A 24,858-nucleotide genomic window follows, 5' to 3' on the forward strand; every position below is an offset into this window, starting at 1 on the left:
ACCTCCGCACGGCGCCCCGGCAGCCGATATCCCCTCAAGGAGAGAAATGATCCGCCTCCACATCGACCGCACGCTGTCCCGCCTGCGCGCCATGAGCGCCGACCTGGCAGAGGACGAGCGAGGCGACGTCCCCGGCTGGGTGCTCATCACGCTCATGACCGCCGGGCTCGTCGTGCTCATCTGGGCGCTCGCCGGCCCCGCCCTCGCCGGCCTGTTCGAGCAGGCGATCTCGCGCGTCTCCGGCCTGTAGGCCGTGCGCGGCATCCGTGCCCGCATCCTCGCGGCTGCCGAGGGGGAGTCGGGATCCAGCCCCGTCGAGTTCGTGCTCGTCGGGACGCTGCTCACCGTGCTGACTCTTGGCGTGCTGCAGTTCGGCCTCGCCGTGTACGTGCGCAACGTGGTGCACGACGCCGCCGTCGAGGGTGCGTATCACGCCGCGCTCGCCGACCGATCGCTGGATGACGGCGCCGAGCGCACGAGGCGGATCGTCGCCCGCACCGTCGGCAGCGAGTACACCACTGATGTCGACGTGCGCGAGACCGGAGCCCTGGGCCACCCGTCGGTCGAGGTCACCGTGCGCGCCGTGCTCCCGCTGGTGGGTCTCCTCGGGGCTCCGCGGACGATGGAGGTGACCGCGCGTGCACCCGTCGAATCCTTCGACTGACGACCCGGAGCGCGGCTCGGCGGCACTGGAGTTCATCCTGGTGGGGCTGCTCCTGTTGGTGCCGCTCGTCTACCTGGTCGTGTCGCTGGGTCTCATCCAGGGCCAGTCTCTCGGGGCCGAGGCGGGCGCCCGCCACATCGCCCGCGCCGTGGCGACGGCGACGGATCCGGCCGACGCGCAGGAGCGCGCCGACCTGGTGCTCGAGTCCGTCGTGGTCGAGTACGGCCTCGATGCCGACGCGGTGACCGTGTCGATGAGCTGCCGGCCCGCGGGCGCGGCGTGCCCGAGTGCCGGTGCCACCCTCGTCGTGACGCTGCGCACGACGGTCGCCCTCCCGCTGGTGCCGCCGGTGCTGGGGCTCGACCACCTGGCGAGCATCCCGGTCGAGGCCTCCGCGGCCCAGCGCGTCTCGCGGTTCTGGGGGTCGGGATGAGGTGGCGCCGCGGCCGGGGTCGACGCGACCGCGACGACGAGGGAAGCGTGCTCATCCTCACGCTCGGCTACGGCGTGCTGGCGATGGTCGCGGTCCTCATCTGCGCGGATGCCACGAGCCTCTATCTCGCGCAGAAGCGCCTGGACTCGCTGGCGGATGCCGCGGCCCTCGCTGCCGCGGACGGGTTCGAGTTGACGGTCGACGGCGGCGAGCCCGTCGCGCTGCTCACGGCGGCCGGCGTGCACTCGCAGGCCGAGTCGATGGTGGCCGAGGTCGGCGGGGGAGCGGTGCTCGTCTCGGCCGCGACTCCGGACGGCGTCTCGGCGCGCGTCACGGTCGCCGATCAGTGGCATCCGCCGATCCTCACGCTGTTCGTGCCGGACGGCGTGGCACTGGCGGCTACCGCGACCAGCCGTACCGCCCTGCGCTGATCACACCGCTACGTGACGTCGCGGCCGCGGCAACAGGGAAGGGCCCCACCCGCCGGAGCGGATGGGGCCCTTCCTGTGAATGCCGGGAGTGCCGGCTCGGGTGATCAGCCGCGGGGGCCGGAGCCCTTGACGGACGTCGTCTCGAAGGCCTTCACGATCTCCTGCGAGAACGTGTTGCCCTCGGCGTCCTTCGCGGTGACCCGCAGGTCGACCCAGCCGCCCTTGTCCGACACCGGGATCTGCGCGGCGTAGCCACTGACCCAGGCGCGCGACGTCACGAAGATGTCGCCGTCGACCCCACCCTCGACCGCACCGGTCGGGGCATCCGTCGTCGCGGGCTTCAGCGCGACCTTCTTCCACGCGCCCCCCGCGGTGCGGGCCTCGAGCGTCGCCTCGGTGATCGCGCCGGAGCCGGTCGTGCCGGCGACGTGGCCGAGCTCGAGACCGAGCGGAATGCTCGATCCCTTGCGACGGCCATCGCCGACCATGTTCTGGACGTTGACGTCGACGTCGTAGTACGCCTGGATCATCGGCAGCAGCCGGTGGGTCCAGTCGCCCTGCTTGCCGTAGGAGTGGAACGTCCACTCGCTGACCGTCTTCGTCGAGCTCTTCAGATGCGAGCCGTCGTGCGTCGCGGTGCTCACGACACGCCAGTCCTGTTCGCCGTCCGGCAGGTCGTCCACGTTCGCACCCTGGTACTCGGAGTGCTTCCACAGCTCGCCGTCGATGTAGACGTCGGTCAGCTGCTTGACGGTCGAGTTCTCCATCCAGGTGTCGAACGCACCGGTGTGCATCGCGTCGCCGCCGTCCGCCCAGCCGGGCACGTTGACCTGCGCGTACGCGTTGGCCCGGTAGGGCACCCAGTAGCCGACGCCGACGTAGGGACGCACGATCCCGCCGAAGTACTCCGCCTCGGTGCGCTGACCCGGCTTGTACGTGCGCTTCGTGTCACGCATCTCCCAGCGGACCGACTCGACCCCGACGCCCTGATTCCAGCGGATCTGGTCGGTGTTCACCCACTCGGTGCGCACCTTGCCGCGCTCCGCGATCATGAAGAAGCCGGTGCTGTACTGCGCATCGGGACCGAAGTCGTAGCGGAACTCGCCGAGGGCCTCCTTCTGGCCGTGGTACGTCGTGTCGATCTTTGCGAGCTTCTTCGGCGTGTAAGCGAGGTTCGCGGGAATCTCACCGTCGCTGTACCGGGCGATGTCGTAGACGACGTCGGAGTAGTGCGTTCCGACGGCGGACAGCGTGACCTTCTTCTTGGCCATCTTCGCCAGGAGCGCGCGCCCTTCGACGCCGCTCAGTCCGGCGACCGGAAGGCCCGCACCCGACTCGTAGTCCGCGGATCCGACCCACTCGTTGAACTCGGCGTCCTCGTCGTTGACCACGAGCAGCAGCTTGACCCCGGCAGCGACCGCGTTGGCGGACCGCTCGGATGCCGAGACCTCGGCGGAGCGCGTGACGACCGCGATCTTGCCCTTGGCCTTCGCCGCCGCGAATTCGGCCGCCGTGCCCTTGCCGGCGTTGACGGGGATGCCCTCGATCTCGCCGTCCAGGAGCGTCGAGCCGTTCTGGATGATGGTGTCGAGCTCGGTGTTGCCCGACTTCACCGAGAGCATCGGCGTCCACAGGCGCCAGCGCGTCGTGAAGTCGAAGTCGGCGTCATCTACCTTCATCGGCTGAGCCCACATCTCGTCGGTCCAGACCGGCATGATGACGGCCGCCGCGAAGCTGTCGACGTTGACGTCCATGCGCTGGAAGACACGCTCGAGGCCGGCCTTGCCGACATCGACCGTGGCCTTCTTCGCGGTACGGGCGTCGAGCGACACGGACGAGTTCTTGTCGAGCGTCACCTTCGGGTCGCCCACGAGCACGGTCGCGCGCGTGTCGGGCGTGCGGTTGAGGTCCATGTAGGACATCACCGTGTAGTCGCTCTTCAGCAGGCGCACCGTGGTCTCGCCTTCGACGAGGATCGGCTCGACGAACTTCTCCTCTTCGTTCCACAGCAGCGCGTACGTCGTCGCCGGCTTGCCGTCGAAGCCGGTCGCGGTGAGCGTGAGGTCGTAGCGCTCGGCCTCGGCGATGGTGCCGAGGGCAGTGCGCGCGACGGGCTCGCCGTCGACCGATCCGACGAGCGCGCCCGACAGCTGCGTGCCTGCCGGAACCTTCGCCGGGTCGACGATCATCGTCACGGACGCAGTCGCGCCCGCCGGGATGGTGAGGGTGTCGACATCCATGGTGAGAGCGTCGAACGCGATTCCTGCCGACATCGGACCGGGGCCCGGATCGACGGCGCCGGGCGTCGTGTCGGTCAGCGTCGCCTCGAGTGCGACCGTGATCTCGGCGTCCGTGCGGTTCGTGTAGGCGACCGTGCGCTCGACCGGGGTCGGCTCCTCGCCCCACATGAGCATGCCGAAGTCGCCCGAGCCTGCTGCGACGACGGGAGCGTTGAGCGCGGCGTCGACGTTGATGACGCCGGACCCGCCGGCGTACGACGTGAAGCCGTAGTCGGTGGCGGTGCTCGCGAGAGCCGCCTTGAGCTGCTCCGTGGTGAGGTCGGGGTTCGCGCTCAGGAGGATGGCGGCGGCGCCGGCCACGTGCGGAGTGGCCATCGAGGTGCCGCTCATGCCGATGTACGAGCCCTCACCGGGGCTGTCGGCCGAGCGCGCCGCCGTGACGTCGTTGCCGGGACCGGACACGTTGGGCTTCAGCGCGCCGGACCGCGAGAGCGGGCCCTGGCTCGAGAAGTACGACATGCCACCCGACGGGTCGTCCACCGAGCCGACCGTGAAGGCCTGCTCGGCCGAACCCGGTGCGCCGATGGTCTCGGGGGCTCCGGAGTTGCCGGCCGCCACGACGAACAGGGCGCCGGTCTCTTCGGCGATCTGGTTGAGCGACTCGGCCATCAGGTCCTTGCCGTCGGACGCCGACAGCGAGCCGAGGCTCATCGACACGATCGGGGCGTTCTGACCTGCCCACTCCATCGCCTCGATGATCCACGAGTCCTGACCGTAGCCGTCGGCTCCGAGCACCTTGCCGATCAGCAGGTCGGCGCCGTCGGCGACACCTCGGTGGGTGCCGTCGCTCGCAGCGCCGGTGCCGGCGATGGTCGAGGCGACGTGCGTGCCGTGCCCGTGGACGTCGCTCGCGACCTCTTCGCCGGGCACGAAGCTCTTGGAGGCGTCCAGCACGCGGCCGGCGACGTCGGGGTGCGCGTCGTCGATGCCGGTGTCGAGCACCGCGACGGTGACTCCTTCGCCGGTGTGACCCTGGGCCCATGCCGCGGGGGCGTCGATGAAGGGCACGCTCGAGTCGAGGGTGGCCTTCACCTTGCCGTCGAGGTGGATGGCCGCGATGCCGCCGGCGAGCGTGGCGCCGGTCGAGAACGAGCGGGCGGATGCCGCGTCCGCGCCGGTCAGTGCGCCCCAGGAGGATTCGGCGTCGGCGTGGCCGAGCGTGGCCGCGGCCCCGCCGATGCTGGCGAGCTCCGCCTGCACCTCGAGACCGGGGACGGGCGCCGCGTACGTGCGCGCGGCGGCGCCGTCGGTCTCGACGATGACCGGGGTCGCGTCGACGGAGGCATCGTCGTAGCCGAACTCGATGAGCTTCGTCACGTTGAAGAGGTCCTGGTCGAGGACGCCCGACGCGAGGTAGGGGAGCGCGACGTCGGGGATTACGTGGAATTCGCCGGCCGCCTCGTAGGTGCGCACGCCGGCGCCCTCGATGGCGGTGTCGATGTCGACGGTGTGAGTGCCGTCGGACAGGTCGGTGATGGTGACGCGGTCACCGGTGATCAGCGTGACGGAGTGCGAGCTGCCGGCGGCCGGGTCTGTGGCGGGGGGACCGTCGACGGGGGCGGTGGCGGCCGCCGGCAGAGAGCAGAGGCCGATGCCTGCGATGCCGATCGCCAGACCGCTTGTGGCGGCGACGATCGGGCGCAGACGGCGGCCGATGGGCTGGGGTCGTGACATGCGTGAGCCTCTCGGGGGTAGGGGATCTTCGACGAGCCTCACACGGGCAATCGCGTAAAGTGATGGCGGAGAAACGCCATGTCCACCATCCGCCAGGGTTGGCGGGTGACGATGGTCGACATGGGGAAGGTCACCGTGCTCGACGCACTCGGACTCGACGAGGCGCATACCGCCGTCTATCGCTGCGTGCTGCAGCAGACCTCGGCGTCCGCCGCCGAGGTCGCGGCGGCGCTGAGCATGTCGCTGCCGCGGGTGCGGCCGATCGTGACGGAGCTGGAGCGGCTCGGGCTGCTCGCGCGTCAGGCCGGCAGCGGCGACAGGTTCGTCGCGTCACCGCCGACGGTCGCCCTTCGCCCGCTGCTCCTCGAGCGGGAGCGCGGCCTCACGCGGGCGCACGAGGCCCTCGTCGACCTGAACGATCTCTACCGCCAGTCGGCCGAGCAGCGCAGTGTCGCCGATGTGGTCGATGTCGTGATCGGCGACGACGCGGTGCGGCAGCGGGTCGCCCAGCTGCAGGCGGCCTCGACCGACCAGGTGCGCGTGCTGGTGCTCAATGAGATCGCGCTCGTCAGCGGCGAGGAGAACCTCGAGGAGGATCGCGCCCTGGCCAGGGGAGTGCGCTACCGCGTGATCGTCGAGAGCGCCGTGCTCGAGCGTCCGGGCTTCCTCACGGCCGCCCGCGAGATGGCTCAGATCGGCGAGGAGGTGCGCGTGCTCCCGACGCTCCCGACGCGGATGTTCATCGCGGACGACCAGATGGCGCTCGTGCCGATGCAGACGCAGAACGAGGATCGCGGCTTCGGCGCCCTCATCATCCACCCGAGCGGGCTGCTCGATCTCGTGGTCTCGATCTTCGAGGAGTACTGGCGTTCGGCGACCGAGTTCCTGCCCATCGGCGCTGCTTCCTCGGCTCAGAACATCGACCGTGATCTGCTGCGCCTCCTGTTGCTGGGGGTGACGGATGCCGCAGCCGCCGCTCAGCTCGGCATCTCACTGCGCACCGTCCAGCGCCGGATCGCCGACCTCATGGATGTCGCCGGCGTGACGACCCGCATGCAGCTGGGTGCGGAGTCCGTGCGCCGGGCGTGGGTCTGACCCGCTCGCCCGGCCCTTCCGTCGTCTCGTGTCGCGAGTCGAGCGGATGCCTCACCACCCGTGGCGGTTCAGCCACTCCCGTCGCTGCCCGGCCTCGGCCGGCGTCTCGTCCGGGTCGGAGGTCTCGTGCTCCTCGATGAGGCCGTCGCCGTCGAGCGGGAGGAAGCGCAGGCACGTCGGGCACAGTGCGCGCCCGTGCGGGAACCCGTCGGGCAGCGGTGCAGCGGGCGGCGCCACGGCGCCGGATCCGGGGCAGCGCGCGGGGTCGGCCGCGGCATCCGTCCACATGATCGCCCGGTGCCGATGCAACCCGGCGTGATCGAGCGGACGCGTGCAGCGACGACCCGCACTGCGGCTGCGGCAGAAGCGCATCGCCTCGCCGGCGGCCTCGGTCACGGCCGCACGCGGGGCACGAACCGGGGCACCCACCGGACGAAGGCTGCGGCTCCCACGAGTCCGATCAGACCGACCGCGCCCGTGGCGACCGAGAGGGTCGACACCGCGGCGATGCCCGACACGATGAGCGGAGAGATCGCGCCGCCCGCGTCGGTGAGCGTGCGCCACGATCCGAGGAAGGGTGCGGGGTCGCTCTTGGGCGCGATGTCGGCGCCGAGGGTGAGGAGGATGCCGCTCGACAGCCCGTTGCCGACGCCGAGCACGGCCGCGAACATCGCGAACCACAGCGCCGACTGGTCGGACTCGTGCGTGAAGGACAGCGCGATGAACCCGAGCCCCATGAGGAGCATCGCGGGAAGGGCCGCCCAGAGGCGCCCGAAGCGGTCCATGACCTGCCCGCTCGCATAGAAGAGGGCGAAGTCGAGGGCGCCGGAGATGCCCACCACCAGTGCGATCGTCTGCGCGTCGAGCCCGATCGAGACTCCCCACAGCGGCAGCACCACCTGTCGCGCCGAGCGGACGGCGGAGAGGGATGCCGCGGCCAGCCCCAGCCGCGAGAGCACGCGCCGGTACTGCCACATGGTTCGGAACACGCCGATGCGCTCGGTGGTCGGGATGGACCCGCTGACCGGTTCGCCGGTGTCCTCGCTGAGCGTCGTGTCGACTGCCGATCGCGGGGGAGAGGCGACGGCGGTCTCGGGGTCGGGTCCGAGCAGCACGAGCAGGATCGTCGCGACGAGGCAGCCCGCGAAGAACCAGATCGTCGCGTGCTCGTCGCCGCCGAGCGCCAGCAGCCCCGCCGCGACGAACGGGCCGATGAACATCCCGAGCCGGAACGTGCCGCCCAGCAGCGACAGCGCGCGGGCGCGGAAGGCCAGCGGGACCCGGGTGGTCATGAACGAGTGGCGCGCCAGGCCGAACGCCGCGGCGCAGAACCCGATGAGGAAGACGGCGATCGCGAAGACCCCGAGCGACGGGGCGAAGGCCAGTGCCACCACGGCTCCGAGCGAGAGGCCCCCCGCGATCGCCATGGTCAGGCGCTCGCCGATGCGGGCGACCGCCCACCCGGCGGGGATGTTCCCGCAGAGCTGGCCGACCACCAGCGCCGATGCCACGAGCGCGGCCGTGGCGAGGTCGGCGCCGAGCTGGGCCGCGATCACGGGGATCAGCGGGATCACCGCACCCTCGCCGAGGGCGAAGAGCACCGTCGGCCCGTAGATCATCGGAGCGAACCGCCAGAGCACGTCCCGGACGGGTACGGGTTCCGGGGATTCGCTCACGTGCATCCACGTTAGTCTGGACTGTCATGCTCGACTTCGATCTGTCCGCCGATATCCAGGCCCTGCGCTCCACGTTCGCCGACATCAAGTCGGTCGTGGGAGTCGAGGCACTCACCACCGAGATCGCGCGACTGAGCGAGGAGGCCGGCGTTCCCGATCTCTGGGACGACGTCGACAAGGCGCAGAAGGTGACGAGTGCGCTCAGCCACCGTCAGACCGAGCTGCGCCGGATCACCGAGATCGAGGCCCGGCTCGATGACCTCGACGTCCTCGTCGAGCTCGCCAACGAGATGGACGACGAGGACTCCGCCGAAGAGGCGCGCCACGAGCTCGCCGAGCTGGAGGACATCGTCAGCCAGCTCGAGGTGCAGACGCTCCTCGACGGCGAGTACGACGACCGTGCCGCCGTCGTGACGATCCGCTCGGGCGCCGGCGGCGACGACGCCACCGACTTCGCCGAGATGCTCATGCGCATGTACCTGCGCTGGGCCGAGCGCCACAAGTACCCCGTCAAGGTCATGGACACGTCGTTCGCCGAAGGCGCGGGCATCAAGTCGGCGACCTTCGAGATCGACGCCCCGTACGCGTACGGCACGCTCTCGGTCGAGGCGGGCACGCATCGCCTTGCCCGCATCAGCCCATTCGGATCGGCCGACAAGCGCCAGACGAGCTTCGCGGCCGTCGAGGTGATCCCGGTGATGGAAGAGGCCGTGGAGGTGGAGATCCCCGAGGGCGACATCCGTGTCGACGTGTTCCGTTCCTCCGGTCCCGGTGGCCAGTCCGTCAACACGACCGACTCCGCCGTGCGCCTGACGCACCTGCCGACCGGCCTCGTCGTGTCGATGCAGAACGAGAAGTCGCAGATCCAGAACCGCGCGGCCGCCATGCGGGTGCTGCAGACCCGACTGCTGCTGCTGCAGAAGGAGAAGGAAGCGGCGAAGAAGAAGGAGCTCGCGGGCGTCATCACCGCCAGCTGGGGCGATCAGATGCGCTCCTACTTCCTCTACGGCCAGCAGCTGGTCAAGGACCTGCGCACCGGACACGAGGTGGGCAACCCCGCGGTCGTGTTCGACGGCGACCTCGACGGCTTCATCGCGGCGGGCATCCGCTGGCGCAAGCGCAAGGACGACGACTGAGCTCACCGGCGCTCTCGGGCGTGGTCAGCTGACGAGTCCGGTTTGTCGGGGCCGCGCGTCGGGTCAGGCCTCGGATTCCTCCTGGATCATGACCGGCGACGCGTGGATGCACATGATGCGCAGTCGACCCGATCCGGTGTTCGTGAAGGCGTGCCACATATCGGGCGCGACCACGGCGGTGTCTCCGGCGTGGGCGACGACGGTGTCGTCCCCCATCCGGATCGTCGCCTCGCCCTCGATGACGAGCCAGGTCTCCGTGTAGGGATGCCGATGCAGCCCCGGACCCATGCCGGGGTCGTTGTCGACGTAGAAGAATGAGACGCCCGAGTCGTAGTGGGCACCTTCGAAGCGCATCGTGCGCGATGCGCCCACGATCAGCTCGGACGAGGGAATGACGGCAGCGCTCATGCCCTCCATCGTCACCTCTCGCCTCGCCCGCGTCCACACCGGTGATTCCGGCGCTCAGAACGGCGCGCTCGGACCGCCATCGGACGGAACGAACACCGGCACCCTGCGTTCGGGTTCGACGCGGTAGCGGCGCCCTGCGGGCGAGGTCCATTGGAGCGCGCCGCCGGAGCCGTCGATCTGCTCCACGCGCCAGCCGCCGTGATGCTTGATGGTGTGGTGTCCTCGGCAGAGTGGCGCGAGGTTGTCGAGCGACGTGGTTCCGCCGTGCTCCCATGCGACGGTGTGGTCGATCTCGCATCGCGCCGCAGGGATGCCGCACCCGGGAGCCATGCATCGGTCGGCGCGCCATCGCACCAGCCGTCGCAGAGCGGGAGGCGGGCGGTACTGCTCGCGCCCGACCGACAGGACCATGCCGGTCTCGGGATGGGTGAGGATGCGCATCCAGCCGTCGGCACCGCCGCACAGCTCGCGGGCTCGTGCCAGCGGGATGGGCCCGACCCCCTCGACGATCGCCGTCACGCCGTCGGCGCCGCCCCGCTCGGCCTCGAGGAGCCCGAGTGCCGGAACGGTCACGGCGACGGTGGCGCGGATGCCCCTCGCAACGGGGTCGAGGGCGGTCGTGTCGCCGTCCACCAGCAGGTCGCCGAACACGTCGGCGCGCAGCTGGTCGAGCGTTCGCGTCTCGTCCTCCTGCGCCCCGAGCACGGTGGCGATCGCCGTGAGCCGGCCCTGGATGGCACGGGCTTCGACGGCGGGAAGCAGTGCGTGGATCCATGCCATGCCGTCCGCGGCCGGCTCCACGATGACGCGACGATCGCGCAGCGCTGTGTCGTGGCGTTCGGCGACCGTCGCCGCACGCTCCGACTCGATGAGGCTGCGCAGGGCGCGCCGGAACGCGCCGACGGGGAGCTGCTCGGCGAGTTCGACGGCTCGGGCGGCGGTGCGATCCCGCACCTCGGGCTCCACCGCGTCCAGTGCATCGACGAGGATCTCGGCGTGCCGCTCGGTCATGCCCGCTTGCTCCAGCGTGCGCAGCGCGGCCGGATACCGATGCACCAGCGCGTGCGCCAGACCGATGAGCCCGGCGGCCGCGTGCTCGGTGACCCTGAGCGCCGCCGCCAGTTCGAGCCGGACTGACCGCTCCACGACCGCCGCGATCGCCGTGCCGTACTGCACGGCGTCGTCGAGGGCGTTCCGCCGCATGGCGTCGATGCGGCGCAGGCGCTGGGCCGCGAACACGGCCATCATGTCGGCGACCTCGGTCACGAGGCTCACATCGTCCGGACCAGCGATGTCCGCAGGCCACTCCGCCGCCGGCTCCACGGCGGGCTCCGGGGCGGAGGTGCGGCTGGCTGACATACCTCGAGATTAGAACATATCTCCGACACTCGCCCCGGCGGGGACTGCACCCGGTTGCGGCGGCGTCGGGTGTCGCGGGAGCGGGGGACGAGGCATCCGCTTAGGCTCTTGAGGCGATGATCCGGTTCGAGAATGTCACCAAGCGCTACAAGGGCACGTCGAAGCCTGCATTGAGCAACGTCGATTTCGAAGTGCTCCGCGGGGAGTTCGTCTTCCTCGTCGGCGCATCGGGCTCGGGCAAATCGTCGTGCCTGCGCATGATCCTGCGCGAGGAGACGCCCAGCGACGGGCGTGTCGTCGTGCTCGGGCGCGACCTGCGGACGCTGTCCAACCGCAAGGTGCCCTATTTCCGCCGGCACATCGGCGCCGTCTTCCAGGACTTCCGGCTGCTGCCGACCAAGACCGTCTTCCAGAACGTCGCGTTCACCCTCCAGGTCATCGGCTCGTCCCGCGCCTACATCCAGCAGACCGTCCCGGAAGTGCTCGCGCTGGTCGGCCTCGCCGGCAAGGAGAAGCGATTCCCGCACGAGCTCTCGGGCGGCGAGCAGCAGCGCGTCGCGATCGCCAGGGCACTGGTCAACCGTCCGCAGGTGCTGCTCGCGGATGAGCCCACCGGAAACCTCGACCCGGCGACGTCGGTCGACATCATGCAGCTGCTCGCCCGGATCAACGGCGGCGGCACCACCGTCGTCATGGCGACCCACGAGGCCGGGTTCGTCGACCAGATGCAGCGGCGCGTGATCGAGCTCGCCGACGGCGAGATGGTGCGCGACGAGCGCCACGGCGGCTACGGCGACACGTCCGGCCTGCCGAGCCTCGCCCCCGAGCAGGAGCGCGGAGCCGCCGCCGTCGCGGCGCTCACCGCCGTCCTCGAGGTGCAGCGAGAAGCTGCCGCCGCGGCGGAAGCCGGGCTGGATCCGACCCTTGCCGACCGGGAGGACGAGCAGTCGGCGGATGCCGCGCCACCGCCGCCACCCCTGCCTCGGGCTCCGGCACCGGAGCCCGGGCCCGATCTCGAATCCGACCGCGAGCCCGTGCCCGAGAGCAAGCGCGCACCCGAGCCCGCGCCGGAACCCGAGACAGATCCCGAACCCGAGGCGGACCCGGCGGAGCCCGTGACGAAAGCCCCTGCACGCCCCGTGAACAGGCCGCACCCTTCCCACACGCAGCCCATTCCGGTCGCCGACCTGCCCGAGATCGACGTCGCCGACCTCGGAGTGGCCGATCGGCTCGGGCTCGGCGAAGCCGACGGCGACAGCGAAGTGGGGCCCACGTCGTGAGGGTCGGACTCATCCTCTCCGAGGCGTTCACGGGGCTGCGCCGCAATGCCTCGATGGTGATCTCCGTCGTGCTGGTGACGTTCGTGTCGCTGACATTCGTCGGTGCGGCGATGCTCATGCAGATGCAGATCGGCGCGATGAAGGACTTCTGGGTCGACCGCGCGCAGGTCGCGATCTACATGTGCACGGCGATCTCGCAGGCGCCGACGTGCGCCAACGGCGTCGCGAGCGAGGAGCAGCTCGCCGCCGTGCAGGAGAAGCTCGACGGCGCCGCGCTCTCGCCGCTCATCCGCGATGTGCGCTTCGAGGACCGGGACGAGGCCTATCAGAACGCGCTCGAGCTGTTCGGCGACGAGTACGCCAGCGTCATCACACCCGACCAGCTCAACGAGACCTTCTGGATCAACCTCGTCGACCAGCAGCAGTCCGATGTCATCTTCGAGGCCTTCAGCGGCACGGACGGGGTCGAGGAGGTCAAGGACCAGCTGCAGTACCTGGAGCCGCTGTTCTCGGCGCTGACGGTCGCGACCTACATCGCGATCGGCATCGCGGCGCTCATGCTGGTCGCCGCCGTGCTGCTGATCGCGACCACCATCCGCCTGTCGGCGTTCGCGCGCAGACGGGAACTGGGGATCATGCGTCTGGTCGGGGCATCCAATCGCTTCATCCAGACCCCGTTCATTCTCGAAGGCGTCTTCGCGGCCCTCATCGGGTCGCTGCTGGCCAGCGCCGCCGTGATCGCGGGCGTGCACTTCGGCGTCGACCAGTACCTGCGCGGACGCGTCGAGTTCGTGACGACCTGGGTGGGTCTGGCCGAGGCGTGGATCGTCGTGCCGGTCCTCATCCTCATCGGCGTGCTGCTCGCGGCCCTGTCGGCGAGCTTCGCCATCCGCCGTTGGCTGCGCGCGTGAGCCGGCGGGGCCACCTACGGGGGTAGACTGAGCGGCTGTCGTGCCTCCGCACGGCGCTCGACCGAGGAGTCACCATGCCCAGGGAACGCGGGGAGAAGGTCGTCGCGACCAATCGTCGCGCGCGCCACGAGTACGCGATCGAGAAGACCTACGAGGCGGGCCTCGTGCTCACCGGCACCGAGGTGAAGTCGCTGCGACAGGGTCGTGCCAACATCTCGGACGGGTACGCGTACATCCAGGGCGGGGAGGCGTTCCTCGACGCGGTCCACATCCCCGAGTACTCGCAGGGCCACTGGACCAATCACGCGTCCAAGCGCATCCGCAAGCTGCTGCTCCACAAGGACGAGATCGTGAAGCTCTCGCACGCGGTCTCCGCAGGCGGCTACACGCTGGTGCCCCTCAAGCTCTACTTCTCGGACGGTCGCGCGAAGGTCGAGATCGCGGTCGCCAAGGGCAAGCGCGAGTTCGAGAAGCGACAGACGATCCGCGAGCGCGAAGACAAGCGCGAGGCCGAGCGCGCCATGCGCTCACGCAATCGCCTGGGCGACTGACACGCTCAGTTCGCGCTGAACCGCGCCTCCACCGCCGCCGAGACGACGATGTCCTCCGGCTGCAGCTGCACCGCCGGCGCACCGCCTGAGTCTGCGGCGAAGGATGCCTTAGCCATCAGCAGCCGCGGGGCCGCCTCCGGCGCGGGGGAATCGTTGCGGCTGAGCAGTCCCAGGTCGGCGATCTCGAGCGGTGTGACCGTGCTGAGTCCGATGGCCCCCGCGTACGCGTTGGCGCGGGTGACGGCGACTCCGACGGCGCCGGCCGCGACATCCCGTTCCGTCGACGCGCGGGTGTCGGGGGTGAGCTGCCAGTCGATCCAGCCCAGTTGAACGCCCTCGCGCTCGGCGACCTCGCCCGCCCACCACGACAGCACAGTGAAGTCGGTGAACGTCGCGCTGAAGTCGACGGTGGCGTAGTGCACGGGCGCGAGGCGCTTGCCCTCCGGGCTCCACGGGCGCTCGGACCACACCGACACGCGCTGGCTCGTCCACTCGACGACCGTGCCGGTGTCTTTGCGGGACACCAGGTCCTCGCGCACCGGCTCACTGAACGCCGCCATGCGCTCGACGACCGCGCCGCGCTCGGGGCCTTCCGCGCGAATGGTCAGGTGGGCGACGGCGCGCTCGGGTGCGACACGCACCTCGTGCTCGCCGCGGACGGTGATGACGACATCGCTCATGAGGGCGAGCCTACGCATCGACGCGACGTAGGGGAGCGACTTTCATGCGGCTGCATCCAAAGGGACAGGTCGGCCGGAATCACTTGTCGATGGGTGGCGACCAGCCGCCCCCGACGAAAGAGGACCATCATGCGAAAGAAGATCTTCGCGGGGATCGCCGCCGGGGCCATTGCCGCCCTCGGCCTGATCGCCCCCGCCAGCGCCAGCACCGCCGGCAACGCCGCTCTGTCGGTGCTGCACGGCATCCCGGACACCCCCGTGGATGTCTATGTCAACGGCGAGCTCACGCTCGACGACTTCCAGCCCGGCGACCTCGCCGGCCCCCTCGACCTGGCGCCGGGGGACTACGAGGTCGCGCTGACGGCGCCCGATGCGGCGGACGACAGCGCCCCGGTGCTCGGCCCGGTCACCGTGACGCTCGCAGCCGACACGAACTACACCGCCGTCGCGCACCTCGACGACGCAGGAGCGCCGACCGTGACGCCCTTCGTCAACGACACTTCGCCCACCGCCGCGGGAGAAGGACGCCTGACTGTCCGCCACGTCGCCGCCGCTCCCGCTGTCGACGTGCTCGCGGGCGGCACGCCGGTGATCGAAGGCCTGGCGAACCCCGATGAGGCCAGCCTCGACCTCGCCGCCGGCACGATCTCGGCATCCGTAGCCGCCGCCGGTACCACCGACCCGGTCATCGGACCGGCCGACGTAGAGGTGCAGGAAGGCGTGCTCACGATCGTCTACGCGTGGGGCAGCCTCGAGGACGAGAACCTCGAGCTCGCCGTGCAGACCGTCACCGGCCTCCACTCGGCGCCCGACGGCGTGAACTCGGGCACCGGCGGACAGCTCGCCGAACGTGACGCGATGATGCAGAACCTGCTGCTGATCGCGGGCGTCCTCATCGCGACTGCGGTGGCGGCATCCGCCGTCGTCGCCGCCCGCGCCCGCGCGCAGCGCTGAGGACCGACGACATGGTGACGAGGACGATCGCGGGAGGCCTGGCGGCTCTTGCGGTCGTCCTCTGCCTGGCGGGATGCGGCTCGCCCCCACGAGCCGCCCCGTCCACACCGGCCCCGACGGCGGAGCGCCCCACGCCCGCCGTCGAGGTGCCGGTGGCGGCGGCCACCCCGACGCCTGTGCGGCCATCGGTGCCGCCGGTGCGGGTGGCCGTCGCATCCATCGACGTGGACGTTCCGGTGATCCCGGTCGGGGTCGAGAGCGGTGGCTTCATGGAGCTCCCGACCGATCCCGCCGTCGCCGGGTGGTACCGATTCGGCGCCGACCCGGCGAGCTCCGACGGGAACATCGTCATCTCGGCCCACGTCGATTCCCCCGAGTACCCGATCGGGCCGTTCAGCCGGCTCCGCGACCTGCCGGTGGGCGAGGTGATCGATGTGACGGATGCCGCGGGAACCACCCACGACTATGTAGTCGAGAGCGTCACCTACTACCCGAAGGCCGGCCTGCCGGTGGCCGAGCTCTTCGCCCGGGAAGGGACGCGCGCCCTCGTGCTCATCACGTGCGGTGGCGCGTTCGACTCCACAACGGGGCGTTACGCGGATAACGTGGTCGCCATCGCGACCCCGACGACATGAGCCGGCGATGGATGCGGCAGCCATGAGAGGAGCGAGCGTGGACGAGGCACAGGAGCGAGAGCTGTGCGATCGATTCGGTGCCGGCGATGAGCGCGCCCTGGAGCAGCTCTACCGCCGGTGGTCGCCGATCATCTTCACGCTGGCGCTCCGCGTTCTCGGTGACCGCGGAGACGCCGAGGACGTGACACAGAAGACCTTCGTGTCGGCGTGGACCTCGCGGGCCTCGTACGACCCCGCGAAAGGAAAGATGTCGACGTGGCTCGTGACGATCGCCCGGCGCCGCATCGCCGACACCCTCGAGGCGCGCACGCGCGTGCGTGCGCTGCAGGAGCAGCTGCAGCGCTTGGCGACGCCGGAGGAGCTGGTGCGACCCGAGATCGACCTCGGCGACCGCCTGCTCCTCGCCGACGAGATCGAGCAGCTGGAGCCGGATGCGCGGCGCGTGGTGCGTCTCGCCTTCTACGACGACCTCACCCACGAGCAGATCTCAGCTCGCCTCCAGATGCCACTGGGTACCGTGAAGAGCCACATCAGGCGAAGTCTCACCCGCCTTCGCAGCCGATTGGAGGTGGGCCATGTCGCATCTTGACGCCGAGAGACTCTCGCTGATCGCGATCGGAGAGACCGCGACCGTCGACGAGCGGACCCATCTCGAAGGCTGTGACGAGTGCGCGCTGGAGCTGGCGGAGCTCGAGTACACCGTCGCGGTCGGCCGCTCCACGGTGGAGCTCGGAGGTATCGAGGCGCCGCCGGAGCGGGTCTGGGGCCGGATCGCCGATGAGCTGCACCTGGGTACGGCGGGGGAGCCGGAGCCTGTCGCCCCGGTCGTCACGTCGGTCGCCCCCGCCGCCGCGGAGGCCGCACCGGTCGTCACGTCGGTCGCCCCCGCCGCCGCGGAGGCCGCACCGGTCGTCGCGGCGAGCGGCGTGGCCCCTGCGAAGCCGAAGCCCCACCGACGAGGCGTGCGCGTGCTCTTCGCTCTCGCGGCGAGCGTCGCCGTCATCCTCGCGGGCGTCTTCACCTGGTCGCTCACGCGTCCGCCTCAGCCCGTGGAGGTCGCCGCGGCGACGCTCGAGGCGTTCCCCGACCACCCCGGTGCGCTCGGCGAAGCCGTCGTGGTCGAGAACTCCGACGGGGAGCGGCAGGTCAAGGTCGCGCTCGACGCATCCGACGGCGACGACGGCTATCGGGAGGTGTGGCTCATCACGACGGATGCCTCGGCGCTCGTGAGCCTCGGGGTGCTCGAGGGCAGCGAGGGCGTCTTCGACATCCCCGAGGACATCGACCTGCGGGACTACCGGCTCGTCGACATCTCGCAGGAGCCGGAGGACGGCGATCCGACGCACTCGGGCGACTCGATCGTTCGCGGAGAACTGGGCTTCGCCTGACGGAATGGCGGGGCCGCGGGATCCGTTGTATTCTGAAACGCTCGGATGCTTCGGCTCCGGGTGTTGGCAACTACACAGTGCGACAGCGGCCCTTCGCAAGAAGGCTCATGGGGATGATCGGTTTCGACATCGCCTGTGAATCTGCGAGAAGCGGGCCGAGGATGCAGGGTTATCTCGTAAACGATCTCTGCAAAACAATAAGTGCCGAAACCAAGCGCACTGAGCTCGCCCTCGCTGCATAAGCGAGCCTGAGCTCCGTCAGACCGTAGGCGTTCCCGCTACGGATCCTGGCGTCATCTAGGGGACTTGCTGCGTGGTGGCGCCTGGACGCCACGCGGGACTCTTCCCAGGCTGGGCTTGTCAACTTAGGTGTCTGTGACAAAGGTCGGAGCCGAGCAGAACGTCTTCACAGACTGCGCCCGGAGAAGACGCAGTCTCTCAGCGATGGACGGGGGTTCGATTCCCCCCATCTCCACCACTGCCGCTGTCGCAGAAGAGGCCCAGTTCCCGCGTACTCCGCGGGTGCTGGGCCTTCTTCGTGCGCGAAAGCGACTTCTGGGCATGCCCTCGGTGTCATGCGGAGCGATCCCGTCTCCGGCTCCACCTGCAATGCTGCGTCGGTGGTTTCGTTGTCAAGGCCCCGGAGATCCAAGTGCACCTGGGCCAGAGTCAGGGGAGTGCGGCGCTCCCGCACCGCACCTGCCTGAGAAGGAGCATCCGATGACCGAACGCGAGCCCCACGAGCGGCACTCCGACGACGCACGGGCGGATGCCGAAGCTCTGACGGACGCCGTCACCGACGAGGTGCGCCGCGACGCCGTCGATGAGGAGGCCCCCGCACCCATCGACCGCCCCGCACAGACGCATCCGTAGACACGGTCTCGGCTGGGGCCGCTGGCGGCGTTCCGACGAGCCGGCGCAAGGTTGATGTGGCGACGGGTCTCTGCGACGGTATCTGCATGACGGATCTGACATCCTCCGCGCCTGCAGCCGAGACCGGCTATGTCGAACTCGATCAGCTTCGCATGTACTACGAAGTCCACGGCGACGTCTCCGATGGCACACCGCTGGTGCTGCTGCACGGGGGTCTGTTCGACATCGAGCAGCAGTTCGGTGCGCTGATCCCCGACCTCGCGGTGGGGCGGGGAGTCGTCGCGGTCGACTTCCAGGGCCACGGGCGCACGAACGACATCGACCGGCCGTTCTCCGCGGCGGCATTCGCCGACGATGTGCTGGGCGTGCTCGACCACCTCGGCGTCAGGCGCGCCGACCTCTTCGGCTTCAGCGTCGGCGGGGCAGTCGCCCTCGACCTGGCCATCGACCACCCGGAACGGGTCAGGCGGGTCATCGTCTCGTCCACATCGTTCGCCGCGTCCGGCATGCGCGGGTCGGAGAACGCGGATGCGGTCGGTGCGATGACCGTGGACATGATCGCCGGCACGCCGATGGAAGCCACCTATCTCGCGAAGTCGCCGCACCCCGACCTGCAGCATCTCCAGGTCCTGCTCGACAAGCTCGGTGCGACGTACGAAGGCGGGTTTCCCGATCGAACGGAGGCCGAGATTCGCGCGATCGCCGCGCCGACGCTCATCACCGTGGGCGACGCCGACATGGTGTCGCTGGACCACGCGGTCGAGTTCCTGCGCCTTCGCGGCGGCGACGTGAATGGCGATTTCGTCGGCGTTCCCGCGTCCCAGCTCGCGGTGTTCCCGGGCACGACCCACTTCTTCGGGCTCGCGCGAACCGACCTGGTCCGTGACGTGGTCGTCGGATTCCTGGACGAGGCCACCGCGTAGCCAGTCACCGCGACAGGCGTGGTTGACTGCCGGTGTGGGAGTGACTCTTCGTCCGATGGTCGCCGCCGACGCCGACACGCTCGCATCGTGGGCGACCGATCCGGTGTTCTGCGCCCACGCCGGTTGGCGCCTGAGAGAGTCCCCGGTCGACGCGCGGGAGTGGTGGCGAGAATCGATCGCTCGATCAGATCCGGAGCTCGTCCGGCTGCTCGTGCTCAGCGACGACGATCCGGTCGGGTACGTCGACCTCCATGGCGACGAACCGGGGCGGCGCGAACTCGGGTACCTCATCGGGCCATCGGCGCGCTGGGGCCAGGGCCTCGGTACGGCTGCCGCATTCGGCGCTCTGGAGTTCGGTTTCGCCGAGCTCGGACTCGAATCCATCTGGGCAGAGGCAATCGAGGCGAACGTCGCCTCGGTGCGCGTCTTGCGCCGTCTCGCGATGCACCCCCTCGGTGTCGGCACCAGCGCGGAATTCCTCGGCGTCCGGTCCCGCTTCCTGACGTTCGAGATCACCGCGCACGACTGGCTCAGCGGTCACTCCGAGCAAGGCCGTGAAGGGGCCGTTGGCGTTGACACATGTCGAGAATGACCGTGCTCGATGTGACTGAGATTGTCGGAGGACTCACCTCCGAGGGCATTTCGGTGTGGGTCGATGGCGGATGGTGTGTCGACGCTCTCGTAGGACGCCAGCTGCGAGAGCACGACGACCTCGACCTCGCCGTGAGCCGTGCGGAGGAGTCGTCGTTGCGCGACTGGTTGGGCGCGCGGGGATTCGAGCATCGGTCGCGGGCGGATGAATCCGCATGGAACTTCGTGTTGCGAGACGGTGAAGGCCGAGAAATCGACGTGCACGTGTTCGAGTTCGATGAGAACGGCGGGCACGTGTACGGGGTCGAGTACCCCGTTGAATCGCTCAGCGGGCGGGCCACCCTGCACGGCCTCGACGTGCGCTGCATCGCGCCGGAGTGGCTGTTCCGATTCAAGACCGCCTACGAACCGGCGCCCAAGGACCTCCTGGACGTCCGCGCCTTGGCCGACAAGTTCGGATACGAGGTTCCGGCGACGCACCGAGGCGGCTAGCGAGGGCCGCGGCGTCGTCGGGCAACCACGGCGGCCACAATCAGCGCCAGCCCGATGAGCAGCACGATCGGTCCGATGATCGCCCACAAGGACGAGCCGCTCATCGGCGATCCGCCCAGGATGTTGAAACCCTGGAGAGTCCACACCACACCGATGGCAACCAGGATCACGCCGACGATGACGAGCGGCAACGTTCGCTTCATGTTGCGACCATAGCCGTGTCCTTCGCTCCGGGGTCAATGGCCGGGAGTGTCATCACGCGTGGTGCGACGAGCGCGCGACTGTAACCCTGGCGACTCGGTGACGCAAGGCCCAGTCGCATCGCCCTCGATCGCGTCTACAACATGGGTATGCAGATGATCATGTACAGCGGCGGTCAGTTCCTCACCGGCGACGACATCGCAGCCGCCCTGCTGGAGTACAGCCGTGCCCTCGGCGAGGAGGACACCGCGAAGATCGTGGAGATCCCCATCCTCGAAGAGGACGGGTCCCGCGCCATCGCGACTTTCCTGATCGGACCTGCAAGCCAGATCGTGACGAAGTCGGTCCGAACCGACCTGGACGAGCTCGTGGATGCCGAAGTCGTCCAGTGGCTGCGCCGACAAGCACGCGGCATCACTCATCCCGAAGCTGCGGAGACGGACGAAGACCAGGAGAACTGGGCGCTGATGCCCAAGCACGGCGACATCGGGTGAACGTCGAGACACCATCGCCCCGCGCGGCGCATCCCGGACTCACCCGCTCGACGAGAGGGACGGGGTCCGAAGGAGAGAATCCAGGAGCTCGTCCATCGCGATGGAGAACATCCGGATGTGGGAATCTCCGACGCCGACGGGGACCCAAAGCGTACCGCCGTGGACGATCGGCCCGCACGAGTAGACGACGCGGGGAACGTAGCCGTCCGCAAGGTCACCGGCCGGGCCGAGCAGCGGTTCCGCTGATCGTGCGATGACCCGCGAGGGGTCGTCGAGGTCGAGGAGGATCGCGCCGAGCGAGTACGTGCGCAGCGGCCCCACACCGTGCGTGAGGACGAGCCAGCCGCCGCCGGTCTCTATCGGAGCGCCGCAATTGCCCAACTGCACGAGCTCCCACTGCTCGGTGGGACGGTGCACGATTCCCCTGTCTTCCCAGATCACGCCGTCCGAGGAGCGTGCCAGTGAGATGTTCTCGCCGTCCGTGCGGCTGAGAGCGAAGTGGTGCTGACCGATGAGTCGAGGGAACAGCGCCATGCCCTTGTTGTGCGCGCCGCTGCCGGTCAGGCGGTGGATGGTGAAGTCCACGAGATCCGGCGAGGTGATCAGCCGAGGGGCGATGGCACGCCCGTCGTACGCGGTGTACGTAGCGCGGTAACCGGCGATCCCGTCGGAGTCGGTGAAGCGGACGAACCGAGCGTCTTCCATGCCGTGGTTCTCCTCGGCGGCGACAGGAAGCAGAACTCGGCCGCTCAGGGGCGCGTGGCGTGGGAACTCCGCCCGATACGTGGAGGCGATCATGTCTCGCATCGCCCGAACCGGCTCGCGGCTGTCGGGGCGAGCGGCGAGCTGGCCGGGGAGTTCCAGGAGCGCAGCCTCCAGCTCCGGGGCGGTGAGTCGTTCGGGAAGGGTGCTGAGCAGGGCGTCGGTGAGATCGTCGAGGTGCCCGTCGTGCTCGAGCGCGCGCCCGAAATGATCTCGCGACCAGTCGGTGCCGAGAATCCGGGGCAGCGTCAGCGGCCGGGCGCGGGGCGCGAACGTCCACACGCCGCTCTCGTCGATGACGGCCTCTGCGAATCCGATCGAGGAGATGTGTCCTTCGCCGATGCAGCGCGTCGCGATGGCCACGCGCAGCTGACCGGGCTCCAGGCCCTCCTGCGACGGATGCTCGACGGCACTCGGGTTGCACAGCGCGGCGCCCTCGACCGCGTACTCCGCTGTGAAGGTCGCACCGAGGACGAGGGTCTGCGCTTCGGTGAGTTCGCCCGCGACGTAGACGCGGCTGATGAGGGCGGTGGCGTTGTCGACCAGCAGCTGCGCGGCATCCGCATGTCTCGTGGAGAGGTCTGCGACCAGCTCGGCCGCCTTCTGCTCGATCTGCGCCCGCGGGGCGGCGAGCACGCGCTCGATGATCTGGGCGACGCGGGAGTGGGAGGACGGGAGCCCGTCGCCGGGAAGGAAGAATCGGGCGACGACCCGGGCGGGGTCGTGCTCGAGGCGCGCGTCGTGCTCGCGGAGGGTCACACCCGGGCCAGTTCGAGCACGCCGAGCCGCCGGGCCTGCTGGTACGTGCTCAGTGCCGCGAGGGTGGACTCCGCGCCGCGGTTCTCGTTGCGCCCGCTCGCCTCGAGACCGTCGTACCCTGCGCCCGACGCAGGATCGAACATCGCCGTGGAGCCATCGTTGTCGCCGAGGAACCAGGCCCATGCCGACGCGACGCCATCACGCCACGAGGAGTCCCCGGTGACGTCGAACGCTCGGGCGCACGCATCGGCGAGCGCGGCGACCTCTATGGGCTGCTGGTCGAACTGAGAGGACCGCTGCGTCGGTCCGCGGCCGCCGGTACCGGTGACCGAGAGGTGGCCGTCCAGCGTCTCGATCTCCAGGAGGAACCGCAGCATCGACAGCCCTCGGGCGAGCAGCCGGGGGTTGTCGGTTGCCACCCCGCCGGCCAGCAGGACCTCCGGGAGCGACGCGTTGGCATAGCGCAGTCGCGGTTCCGGCCACGGCCAGACGTCGTCGCGAGCCGGGGCGACGGTCGCCACACCGTCCAGGAGGACAGCGCGGGCGGAGAGATCTTGGGGATCCGCACTCAGCACCTCGGCGGCACCCAGGGCCGCGAAAGCCATCGCGCGTCCGTGCGCCGATCGCACGAGCGCTGCACGATGGAAGGCGCGCAGCGCGCGGCTGCGAACGCCCTCGGATCGAGCGTGCACCGCCGCGAATCCGGTCGACCACAGCGCTCTGCCCCACCAGTCGCCGAGACCCGGCTCGTCGGTCCAGGCGCCATCGGAGCTCATCCGGTTGCGCACGCGACCAGTGGCGTCGACCGCATCCTCCAGGAAGGACAGGTATGTCTCGGCGAGGGCGGCCAGCTCCGGCGTCTGGTCGGGCTCGCGGACGACGACGATGAGCGCACGGCCGACATCGTCGACGCAGTAGCCGTGGTCGCGGCGAGGCGCGTCGAACAGCGCGTGCTCGAAGAGGCCGTGTTCGTCCGACATGGCCAGGAGATGGGCGTAGGCGGGACCGCTCGGGCGCGAGCCGGCGTTCCTCACGCGGCCGCGACCCTCAGGCGCCCGGCGATCTCGCGGTAGCGCTCGGCCACGGCGGGCCACGAGGAGTCGTGCGTGTCACGGAGGGCAGCGTCGCGCATGCGGCGCGCGGTCTCCTCGGTGCCGATGATCGCGCTGACGGCGTCGGCCATCGATGTGGGATCCGAGTGCTCGGCGATGAGACCCGCGCCGCCGCCCAGCAGCTCGATCGCGTGGGGGAATCCGGTCGCGACCACGGGGATCCCTGCGGCCACGGCCTCGATCAGCACTCCCGACGTCGCCTGATCGTGCGACGCGTACGGCAGGAGCACGACGTCGGCGGTCGCGATGAGCGCGTCCAGCTGCGCCGGGTCCAGGTAGCGATCGTCCAGTCTCACGTCGTCCTCGACGCCGAGTTCGACGATGAGTGATTGCAGCGCTTCGCGATATCGCTCGCCCTCGTGTGCAAGCACCTTGGGATGCGTCTGGCCGGCGATCACGTACTCGACGGCGGGTGTGCGCTCGCGCAGCTGCGCCATTGCCCGGATGCCCCACTCGAGCCCCTTGCTGGGAGAGATGAGTCCCCACGTCACGACGCGCTTGGGTGCTTCGCCTGCCTTCACGGCACGCGCGCCATGCACGGATACCCCGTGGGGGATGACCTTGATCTTCGAGAGCTTGATGCTGTACGACGAGCGAAGGATGTCGCGCGCGTTCTCGGTCATGACGACGACCGTCTCGGCCAGACGACAGACGGTCTCGAGGACCATCCGCTGGCGGCGGCTCGGCACGAGCAGGACGGTGTGGAGCACCACGATCGCGGGCGTCGACAGAGCGCGGAGAAGAGGGATGATCTCGTCGCCGTCGGGCCCGCCGTAGATGCCGTACTCGTGCTGGATGATCGCGACATCGCACCCGTCGAGCGCACGGATCGCTCCGCGCATGCTCACCCGATCTCCGGTGATCATGTTCACGGTGGTGGGGACCCGCCCCACGACCCCCAGCACGGGCGACAGCTCACGCGACTCCACGACGCGCACGATCCTGGACTCGTCGGAACCGCTCGAACTGAGAGCCCCGGCCAGTGCCTCGGTGAAGGTCGCGAGACCGCAGCGCGTCGGCGGATAGGTGGACAGGAAACCGAAGTGGGTCATGGCGACCATCTCTGTCGGCCCGGC

Annotated in this window: 28 protein-coding genes and 1 other RNA gene; 19 read left to right on the forward strand and 10 right to left on the reverse strand. The window is 69.8% G+C overall.

The genetic code is table 11. From position 1 onward, the window contains the following. Positions 1–46: 46 nt before the first annotated feature. From SOM19_RS07640 to SOM19_RS07655, 4 genes are read left to right on the forward strand one after another with little or no spacing between them, the layout of a single operon-like run. Positions 47–250 carry a hypothetical protein gene (locus tag SOM19_RS07640; protein WP_320486716.1) on the forward strand — a complete coding sequence of 68 codons (204 nt, stop codon included), beginning with the start codon at positions 47–49 and terminating at the stop codon, positions 248–250. Between the two features lie 3 nt (positions 251–253). Continuing rightward, entirely contained in the window at positions 254–664 is a 411-nt protein-coding gene (locus SOM19_RS07645) for a TadE/TadG family type IV pilus assembly protein (protein WP_320485938.1), read from the forward strand. Further along, positions 639–1,097, forward strand: a complete 459-nt coding sequence (locus SOM19_RS07650; RefSeq protein ID WP_320485939.1) for a TadE family protein — start codon at positions 639–641, stop codon at positions 1,095–1,097. The genes SOM19_RS07645 and SOM19_RS07650 overlap by 26 nt, the downstream gene beginning before the upstream one ends. Before the next feature lie 47 nt (positions 1,098–1,144). After that, positions 1,145–1,528 carry a pilus assembly protein TadG-related protein gene (locus tag SOM19_RS07655; RefSeq protein WP_320485940.1) on the forward strand — a complete coding sequence of 128 codons (384 nt, stop codon included), beginning with the start codon at positions 1,145–1,147 and terminating at the stop codon, positions 1,526–1,528. Between the two features lie 104 nt (positions 1,529–1,632). On the opposite strand, the gene SOM19_RS07660 is transcribed toward SOM19_RS07655, so the two are convergent. After that, the gene (locus tag SOM19_RS07660) at positions 1,633–5,502 is read right to left on the reverse strand and encodes a S8 family serine peptidase (RefSeq protein ID WP_320485941.1); all 3,870 of its coding nucleotides are present in this window, start codon (positions 5,500–5,502) and stop codon (positions 1,633–1,635) included. A 78-nt stretch (positions 5,503–5,580) separates the two neighbouring features. Between SOM19_RS07660 and SOM19_RS07665 the strand changes: the two genes are divergently transcribed. Next, a complete protein-coding gene (locus SOM19_RS07665) occupies positions 5,581–6,597 on the forward strand; it encodes a TrmB family transcriptional regulator (protein ID WP_320485942.1) in 1,017 nt (338 codons plus the stop codon). A gap of 51 nt (positions 6,598–6,648) precedes the next feature. Here the strand turns inward: SOM19_RS07665 and SOM19_RS07670 are convergent, their stop codons facing one another. Together SOM19_RS07670 and SOM19_RS07675 are read right to left on the reverse strand one after the other, a co-directional pair. Then, a complete protein-coding gene (locus tag SOM19_RS07670; protein ID WP_320485943.1) occupies positions 6,649–6,993 on the reverse strand; it encodes a hypothetical protein in 345 nt (114 codons plus the stop codon). Beyond that, entirely contained in the window at positions 6,990–8,216 is a 1,227-nt protein-coding gene (locus tag SOM19_RS07675; RefSeq protein ID WP_414683647.1) for an MFS transporter, read from the reverse strand. Before SOM19_RS07675 ends, SOM19_RS07670 begins: the two co-directional genes overlap by 4 nt. A gap of 83 nt (positions 8,217–8,299) precedes the next feature. On the opposite strand from SOM19_RS07675, the gene prfB reads away from it, so the two are divergent. After that, positions 8,300–9,409: a peptide chain release factor 2 gene (prfB, locus tag SOM19_RS07680; RefSeq protein ID WP_320485945.1), complete on the forward strand. Its 1,110-nt coding sequence runs from the start codon at positions 8,300–8,302 to the stop codon at positions 9,407–9,409. Between the two features lie 63 nt (positions 9,410–9,472). On the opposite strand, the gene SOM19_RS07685 is transcribed toward prfB, so the two are convergent. Both SOM19_RS07685 and SOM19_RS07690 read right to left on the reverse strand, forming a co-directional pair. Then, positions 9,473–9,817 carry a cupin domain-containing protein gene (locus SOM19_RS07685; RefSeq protein ID WP_320485946.1) on the reverse strand — a complete coding sequence of 115 codons (345 nt, stop codon included), beginning with the start codon at positions 9,815–9,817 and terminating at the stop codon, positions 9,473–9,475. Between the two features lie 54 nt (positions 9,818–9,871). Continuing rightward, positions 9,872–11,176, reverse strand: coding sequence for an HNH endonuclease signature motif containing protein (locus SOM19_RS07690; protein WP_320485947.1), 1,305 nt, complete (start codon positions 11,174–11,176; stop codon positions 9,872–9,874). 116 nt (positions 11,177–11,292) lie between these two features. On the opposite strand from SOM19_RS07690, the gene ftsE reads away from it, so the two are divergent. From ftsE to smpB, 3 genes are all read left to right on the forward strand, one after another. After that, the gene (ftsE, locus tag SOM19_RS07695; protein ID WP_320485948.1) at positions 11,293–12,456 is read left to right on the forward strand and encodes a cell division ATP-binding protein FtsE; all 1,164 of its coding nucleotides are present in this window, start codon (positions 11,293–11,295) and stop codon (positions 12,454–12,456) included. Continuing rightward, positions 12,453–13,367 carry a permease-like cell division protein FtsX gene (gene ftsX / locus SOM19_RS07700; protein WP_320485949.1) on the forward strand — a complete coding sequence of 305 codons (915 nt, stop codon included), beginning with the start codon at positions 12,453–12,455 and terminating at the stop codon, positions 13,365–13,367. Before ftsE ends, ftsX begins: the two co-directional genes overlap by 4 nt. Positions 13,368–13,441: 74 nt before the next feature. Further along, complete coding sequence (smpB, locus tag SOM19_RS07705) at positions 13,442–13,918, forward strand: SsrA-binding protein SmpB (RefSeq protein ID WP_320485950.1); 477 nt, start codon at positions 13,442–13,444, stop codon at positions 13,916–13,918. A 5-nt stretch (positions 13,919–13,923) separates the two neighbouring features. Here smpB and SOM19_RS07710 read toward each other — a convergent pair whose 3' ends face one another. Beyond that, positions 13,924–14,598, reverse strand: coding sequence for an SIMPL domain-containing protein (locus SOM19_RS07710; RefSeq protein WP_320485951.1), 675 nt, complete (start codon positions 14,596–14,598; stop codon positions 13,924–13,926). A gap of 129 nt (positions 14,599–14,727) precedes the next feature. Here SOM19_RS07710 and SOM19_RS07715 point away from each other — a divergent pair, with 129 nt between their 5' ends. From SOM19_RS07715 to SOM19_RS07755, 9 genes are all read left to right on the forward strand, one after another. Then, entirely contained in the window at positions 14,728–15,552 is an 825-nt protein-coding gene (locus SOM19_RS07715) for a DUF4397 domain-containing protein (RefSeq protein ID WP_320485952.1), read from the forward strand. 11 nt (positions 15,553–15,563) lie between these two features. Then, entirely contained in the window at positions 15,564–16,187 is a 624-nt protein-coding gene (locus SOM19_RS07720; RefSeq protein WP_320485953.1) for a class F sortase, read from the forward strand. A 37-nt stretch (positions 16,188–16,224) separates the two neighbouring features. Continuing rightward, the gene (locus tag SOM19_RS07725; protein WP_320485954.1) at positions 16,225–16,776 is read left to right on the forward strand and encodes an RNA polymerase sigma factor; all 552 of its coding nucleotides are present in this window, start codon (positions 16,225–16,227) and stop codon (positions 16,774–16,776) included. Then, positions 16,763–17,575, forward strand: a complete 813-nt coding sequence (locus tag SOM19_RS07730) for an anti-sigma factor (protein ID WP_320485955.1) — start codon at positions 16,763–16,765, stop codon at positions 17,573–17,575. Before SOM19_RS07725 ends, SOM19_RS07730 begins: the two co-directional genes overlap by 14 nt. 109 nt (positions 17,576–17,684) lie before the next feature. Continuing rightward, positions 17,685–18,053: a transfer-messenger RNA gene (gene ssrA, locus SOM19_RS07735) on the forward strand. Between the two features lie 242 nt (positions 18,054–18,295). After that, positions 18,296–18,448 carry a hypothetical protein gene (locus SOM19_RS07740; RefSeq protein WP_320485956.1) on the forward strand — a complete coding sequence of 51 codons (153 nt, stop codon included), beginning with the start codon at positions 18,296–18,298 and terminating at the stop codon, positions 18,446–18,448. A gap of 86 nt (positions 18,449–18,534) precedes the next feature. Further along, a complete protein-coding gene (locus SOM19_RS07745; RefSeq protein WP_320485957.1) occupies positions 18,535–19,371 on the forward strand; it encodes an alpha/beta fold hydrolase in 837 nt (278 codons plus the stop codon). 34 nt (positions 19,372–19,405) lie between these two features. Further along, entirely contained in the window at positions 19,406–19,963 is a 558-nt protein-coding gene (locus tag SOM19_RS07750) for a GNAT family N-acetyltransferase (RefSeq protein WP_320485958.1), read from the forward strand. Positions 19,964–19,974: 11 nt separating this feature from the next. After that, positions 19,975–20,454, forward strand: a complete 480-nt coding sequence (locus SOM19_RS07755; RefSeq protein ID WP_320485959.1) for a nucleotidyltransferase domain-containing protein — start codon at positions 19,975–19,977, stop codon at positions 20,452–20,454. Here SOM19_RS07755 and SOM19_RS07760 read toward each other — a convergent pair. Next, the gene (locus SOM19_RS07760) at positions 20,451–20,657 is read right to left on the reverse strand and encodes a hypothetical protein (protein ID WP_320485960.1); all 207 of its coding nucleotides are present in this window, start codon (positions 20,655–20,657) and stop codon (positions 20,451–20,453) included. The two genes, SOM19_RS07755 and SOM19_RS07760, sit on opposite strands and share 4 nt — an antisense overlap. Positions 20,658–20,798: 141 nt before the next feature. Here SOM19_RS07760 and SOM19_RS07765 point away from each other — a divergent pair, with 141 nt between their 5' ends. Then, positions 20,799–21,149: a hypothetical protein gene (locus SOM19_RS07765; protein WP_320485961.1), complete on the forward strand. Its 351-nt coding sequence runs from the start codon at positions 20,799–20,801 to the stop codon at positions 21,147–21,149. A gap of 39 nt (positions 21,150–21,188) precedes the next feature. Here SOM19_RS07765 and SOM19_RS07770 read toward each other — a convergent pair whose 3' ends face one another. The 3 genes from SOM19_RS07770 to SOM19_RS07780 are packed head-to-tail and all read right to left on the reverse strand — an operon-like array spanning position 21,189 to position 24,834. Then, complete coding sequence (locus tag SOM19_RS07770; protein WP_320485962.1) at positions 21,189–22,670, reverse strand: glycoside hydrolase family 130 protein; 1,482 nt, start codon at positions 22,668–22,670, stop codon at positions 21,189–21,191. Beyond that, positions 22,667–23,704: a glycosyltransferase gene (locus SOM19_RS07775; RefSeq protein WP_320485963.1), complete on the reverse strand. Its 1,038-nt coding sequence runs from the start codon at positions 23,702–23,704 to the stop codon at positions 22,667–22,669. The genes SOM19_RS07770 and SOM19_RS07775 overlap by 4 nt, the downstream gene beginning before the upstream one ends. Beyond that, positions 23,701–24,834 carry a glycosyltransferase gene (locus SOM19_RS07780; RefSeq protein WP_320485964.1) on the reverse strand — a complete coding sequence of 378 codons (1,134 nt, stop codon included), beginning with the start codon at positions 24,832–24,834 and terminating at the stop codon, positions 23,701–23,703. Before SOM19_RS07780 ends, SOM19_RS07775 begins: the two co-directional genes overlap by 4 nt. Between the last annotated feature and the right edge of the window lie 24 nt (positions 24,835–24,858).

Origin of the sequence: Microbacterium sp. CFBP9034 (assembly GCF_034045255.1) — a bacterium.
Taxonomy (GTDB): Bacteria; Actinomycetota; Actinomycetes; order Actinomycetales; family Microbacteriaceae; genus Microbacterium.

Excerpts from the sequence above, each read along its gene's own strand:
- SOM19_RS07690 (WP_320485947.1), bottom strand. The coding sequence starts at position 11,176 with ATGTCAGCCAGCCGCACCTCCGCCCCGGAGCCCGCCGTGGAGCCGGCG.
- SOM19_RS07640 (WP_320486716.1), top strand. The coding sequence starts at position 47 with ATGATCCGCCTCCACATCGACCGCACGCTGTCCCGCCTGCGCGCCATG.
- ftsE (WP_320485948.1), top strand. The coding sequence starts at position 11,293 with ATGATCCGGTTCGAGAATGTCACCAAGCGCTACAAGGGCACGTCGAAG.
- SOM19_RS07675 (WP_414683647.1), bottom strand. The coding sequence starts at position 8,216 with ATGATCTACGGGCCGACGGTGCTCTTCGCCCTCGGCGAGGGTGCGGTG.
- SOM19_RS07740 (WP_320485956.1), top strand. The coding sequence starts at position 18,296 with ATGACCGAACGCGAGCCCCACGAGCGGCACTCCGACGACGCACGGGCG.
- SOM19_RS07780 (WP_320485964.1), bottom strand. The coding sequence starts at position 24,834 with ATGACCCACTTCGGTTTCCTGTCCACCTATCCGCCGACGCGCTGCGGT.
- prfB (WP_320485945.1), top strand. The coding sequence starts at position 8,300 with ATGCTCGACTTCGATCTGTCCGCCGATATCCAGGCCCTGCGCTCCACG.
- SOM19_RS07710 (WP_320485951.1), bottom strand. The coding sequence starts at position 14,598 with ATGAGCGATGTCGTCATCACCGTCCGCGGCGAGCACGAGGTGCGTGTC.
- SOM19_RS07730 (WP_320485955.1), top strand. The coding sequence starts at position 16,763 with ATGTCGCATCTTGACGCCGAGAGACTCTCGCTGATCGCGATCGGAGAG.
- SOM19_RS07760 (WP_320485960.1), bottom strand. The coding sequence starts at position 20,657 with ATGAAGCGAACGTTGCCGCTCGTCATCGTCGGCGTGATCCTGGTTGCC.
- SOM19_RS07765 (WP_320485961.1), top strand. The coding sequence starts at position 20,799 with ATGGGTATGCAGATGATCATGTACAGCGGCGGTCAGTTCCTCACCGGC.
- SOM19_RS07685 (WP_320485946.1), bottom strand. The coding sequence starts at position 9,817 with ATGAGCGCTGCCGTCATTCCCTCGTCCGAGCTGATCGTGGGCGCATCG.
- SOM19_RS07715 (WP_320485952.1), top strand. The coding sequence starts at position 14,728 with ATGCGAAAGAAGATCTTCGCGGGGATCGCCGCCGGGGCCATTGCCGCC.
- smpB (WP_320485950.1), top strand. The coding sequence starts at position 13,442 with ATGCCCAGGGAACGCGGGGAGAAGGTCGTCGCGACCAATCGTCGCGCG.
- SOM19_RS07745 (WP_320485957.1), top strand. The coding sequence starts at position 18,535 with ATGACGGATCTGACATCCTCCGCGCCTGCAGCCGAGACCGGCTATGTC.
- SOM19_RS07720 (WP_320485953.1), top strand. The coding sequence starts at position 15,564 with ATGGTGACGAGGACGATCGCGGGAGGCCTGGCGGCTCTTGCGGTCGTC.
- SOM19_RS07665 (WP_320485942.1), top strand. The coding sequence starts at position 5,581 with ATGTCCACCATCCGCCAGGGTTGGCGGGTGACGATGGTCGACATGGGG.
- SOM19_RS07660 (WP_320485941.1), bottom strand. The coding sequence starts at position 5,502 with ATGTCACGACCCCAGCCCATCGGCCGCCGTCTGCGCCCGATCGTCGCC.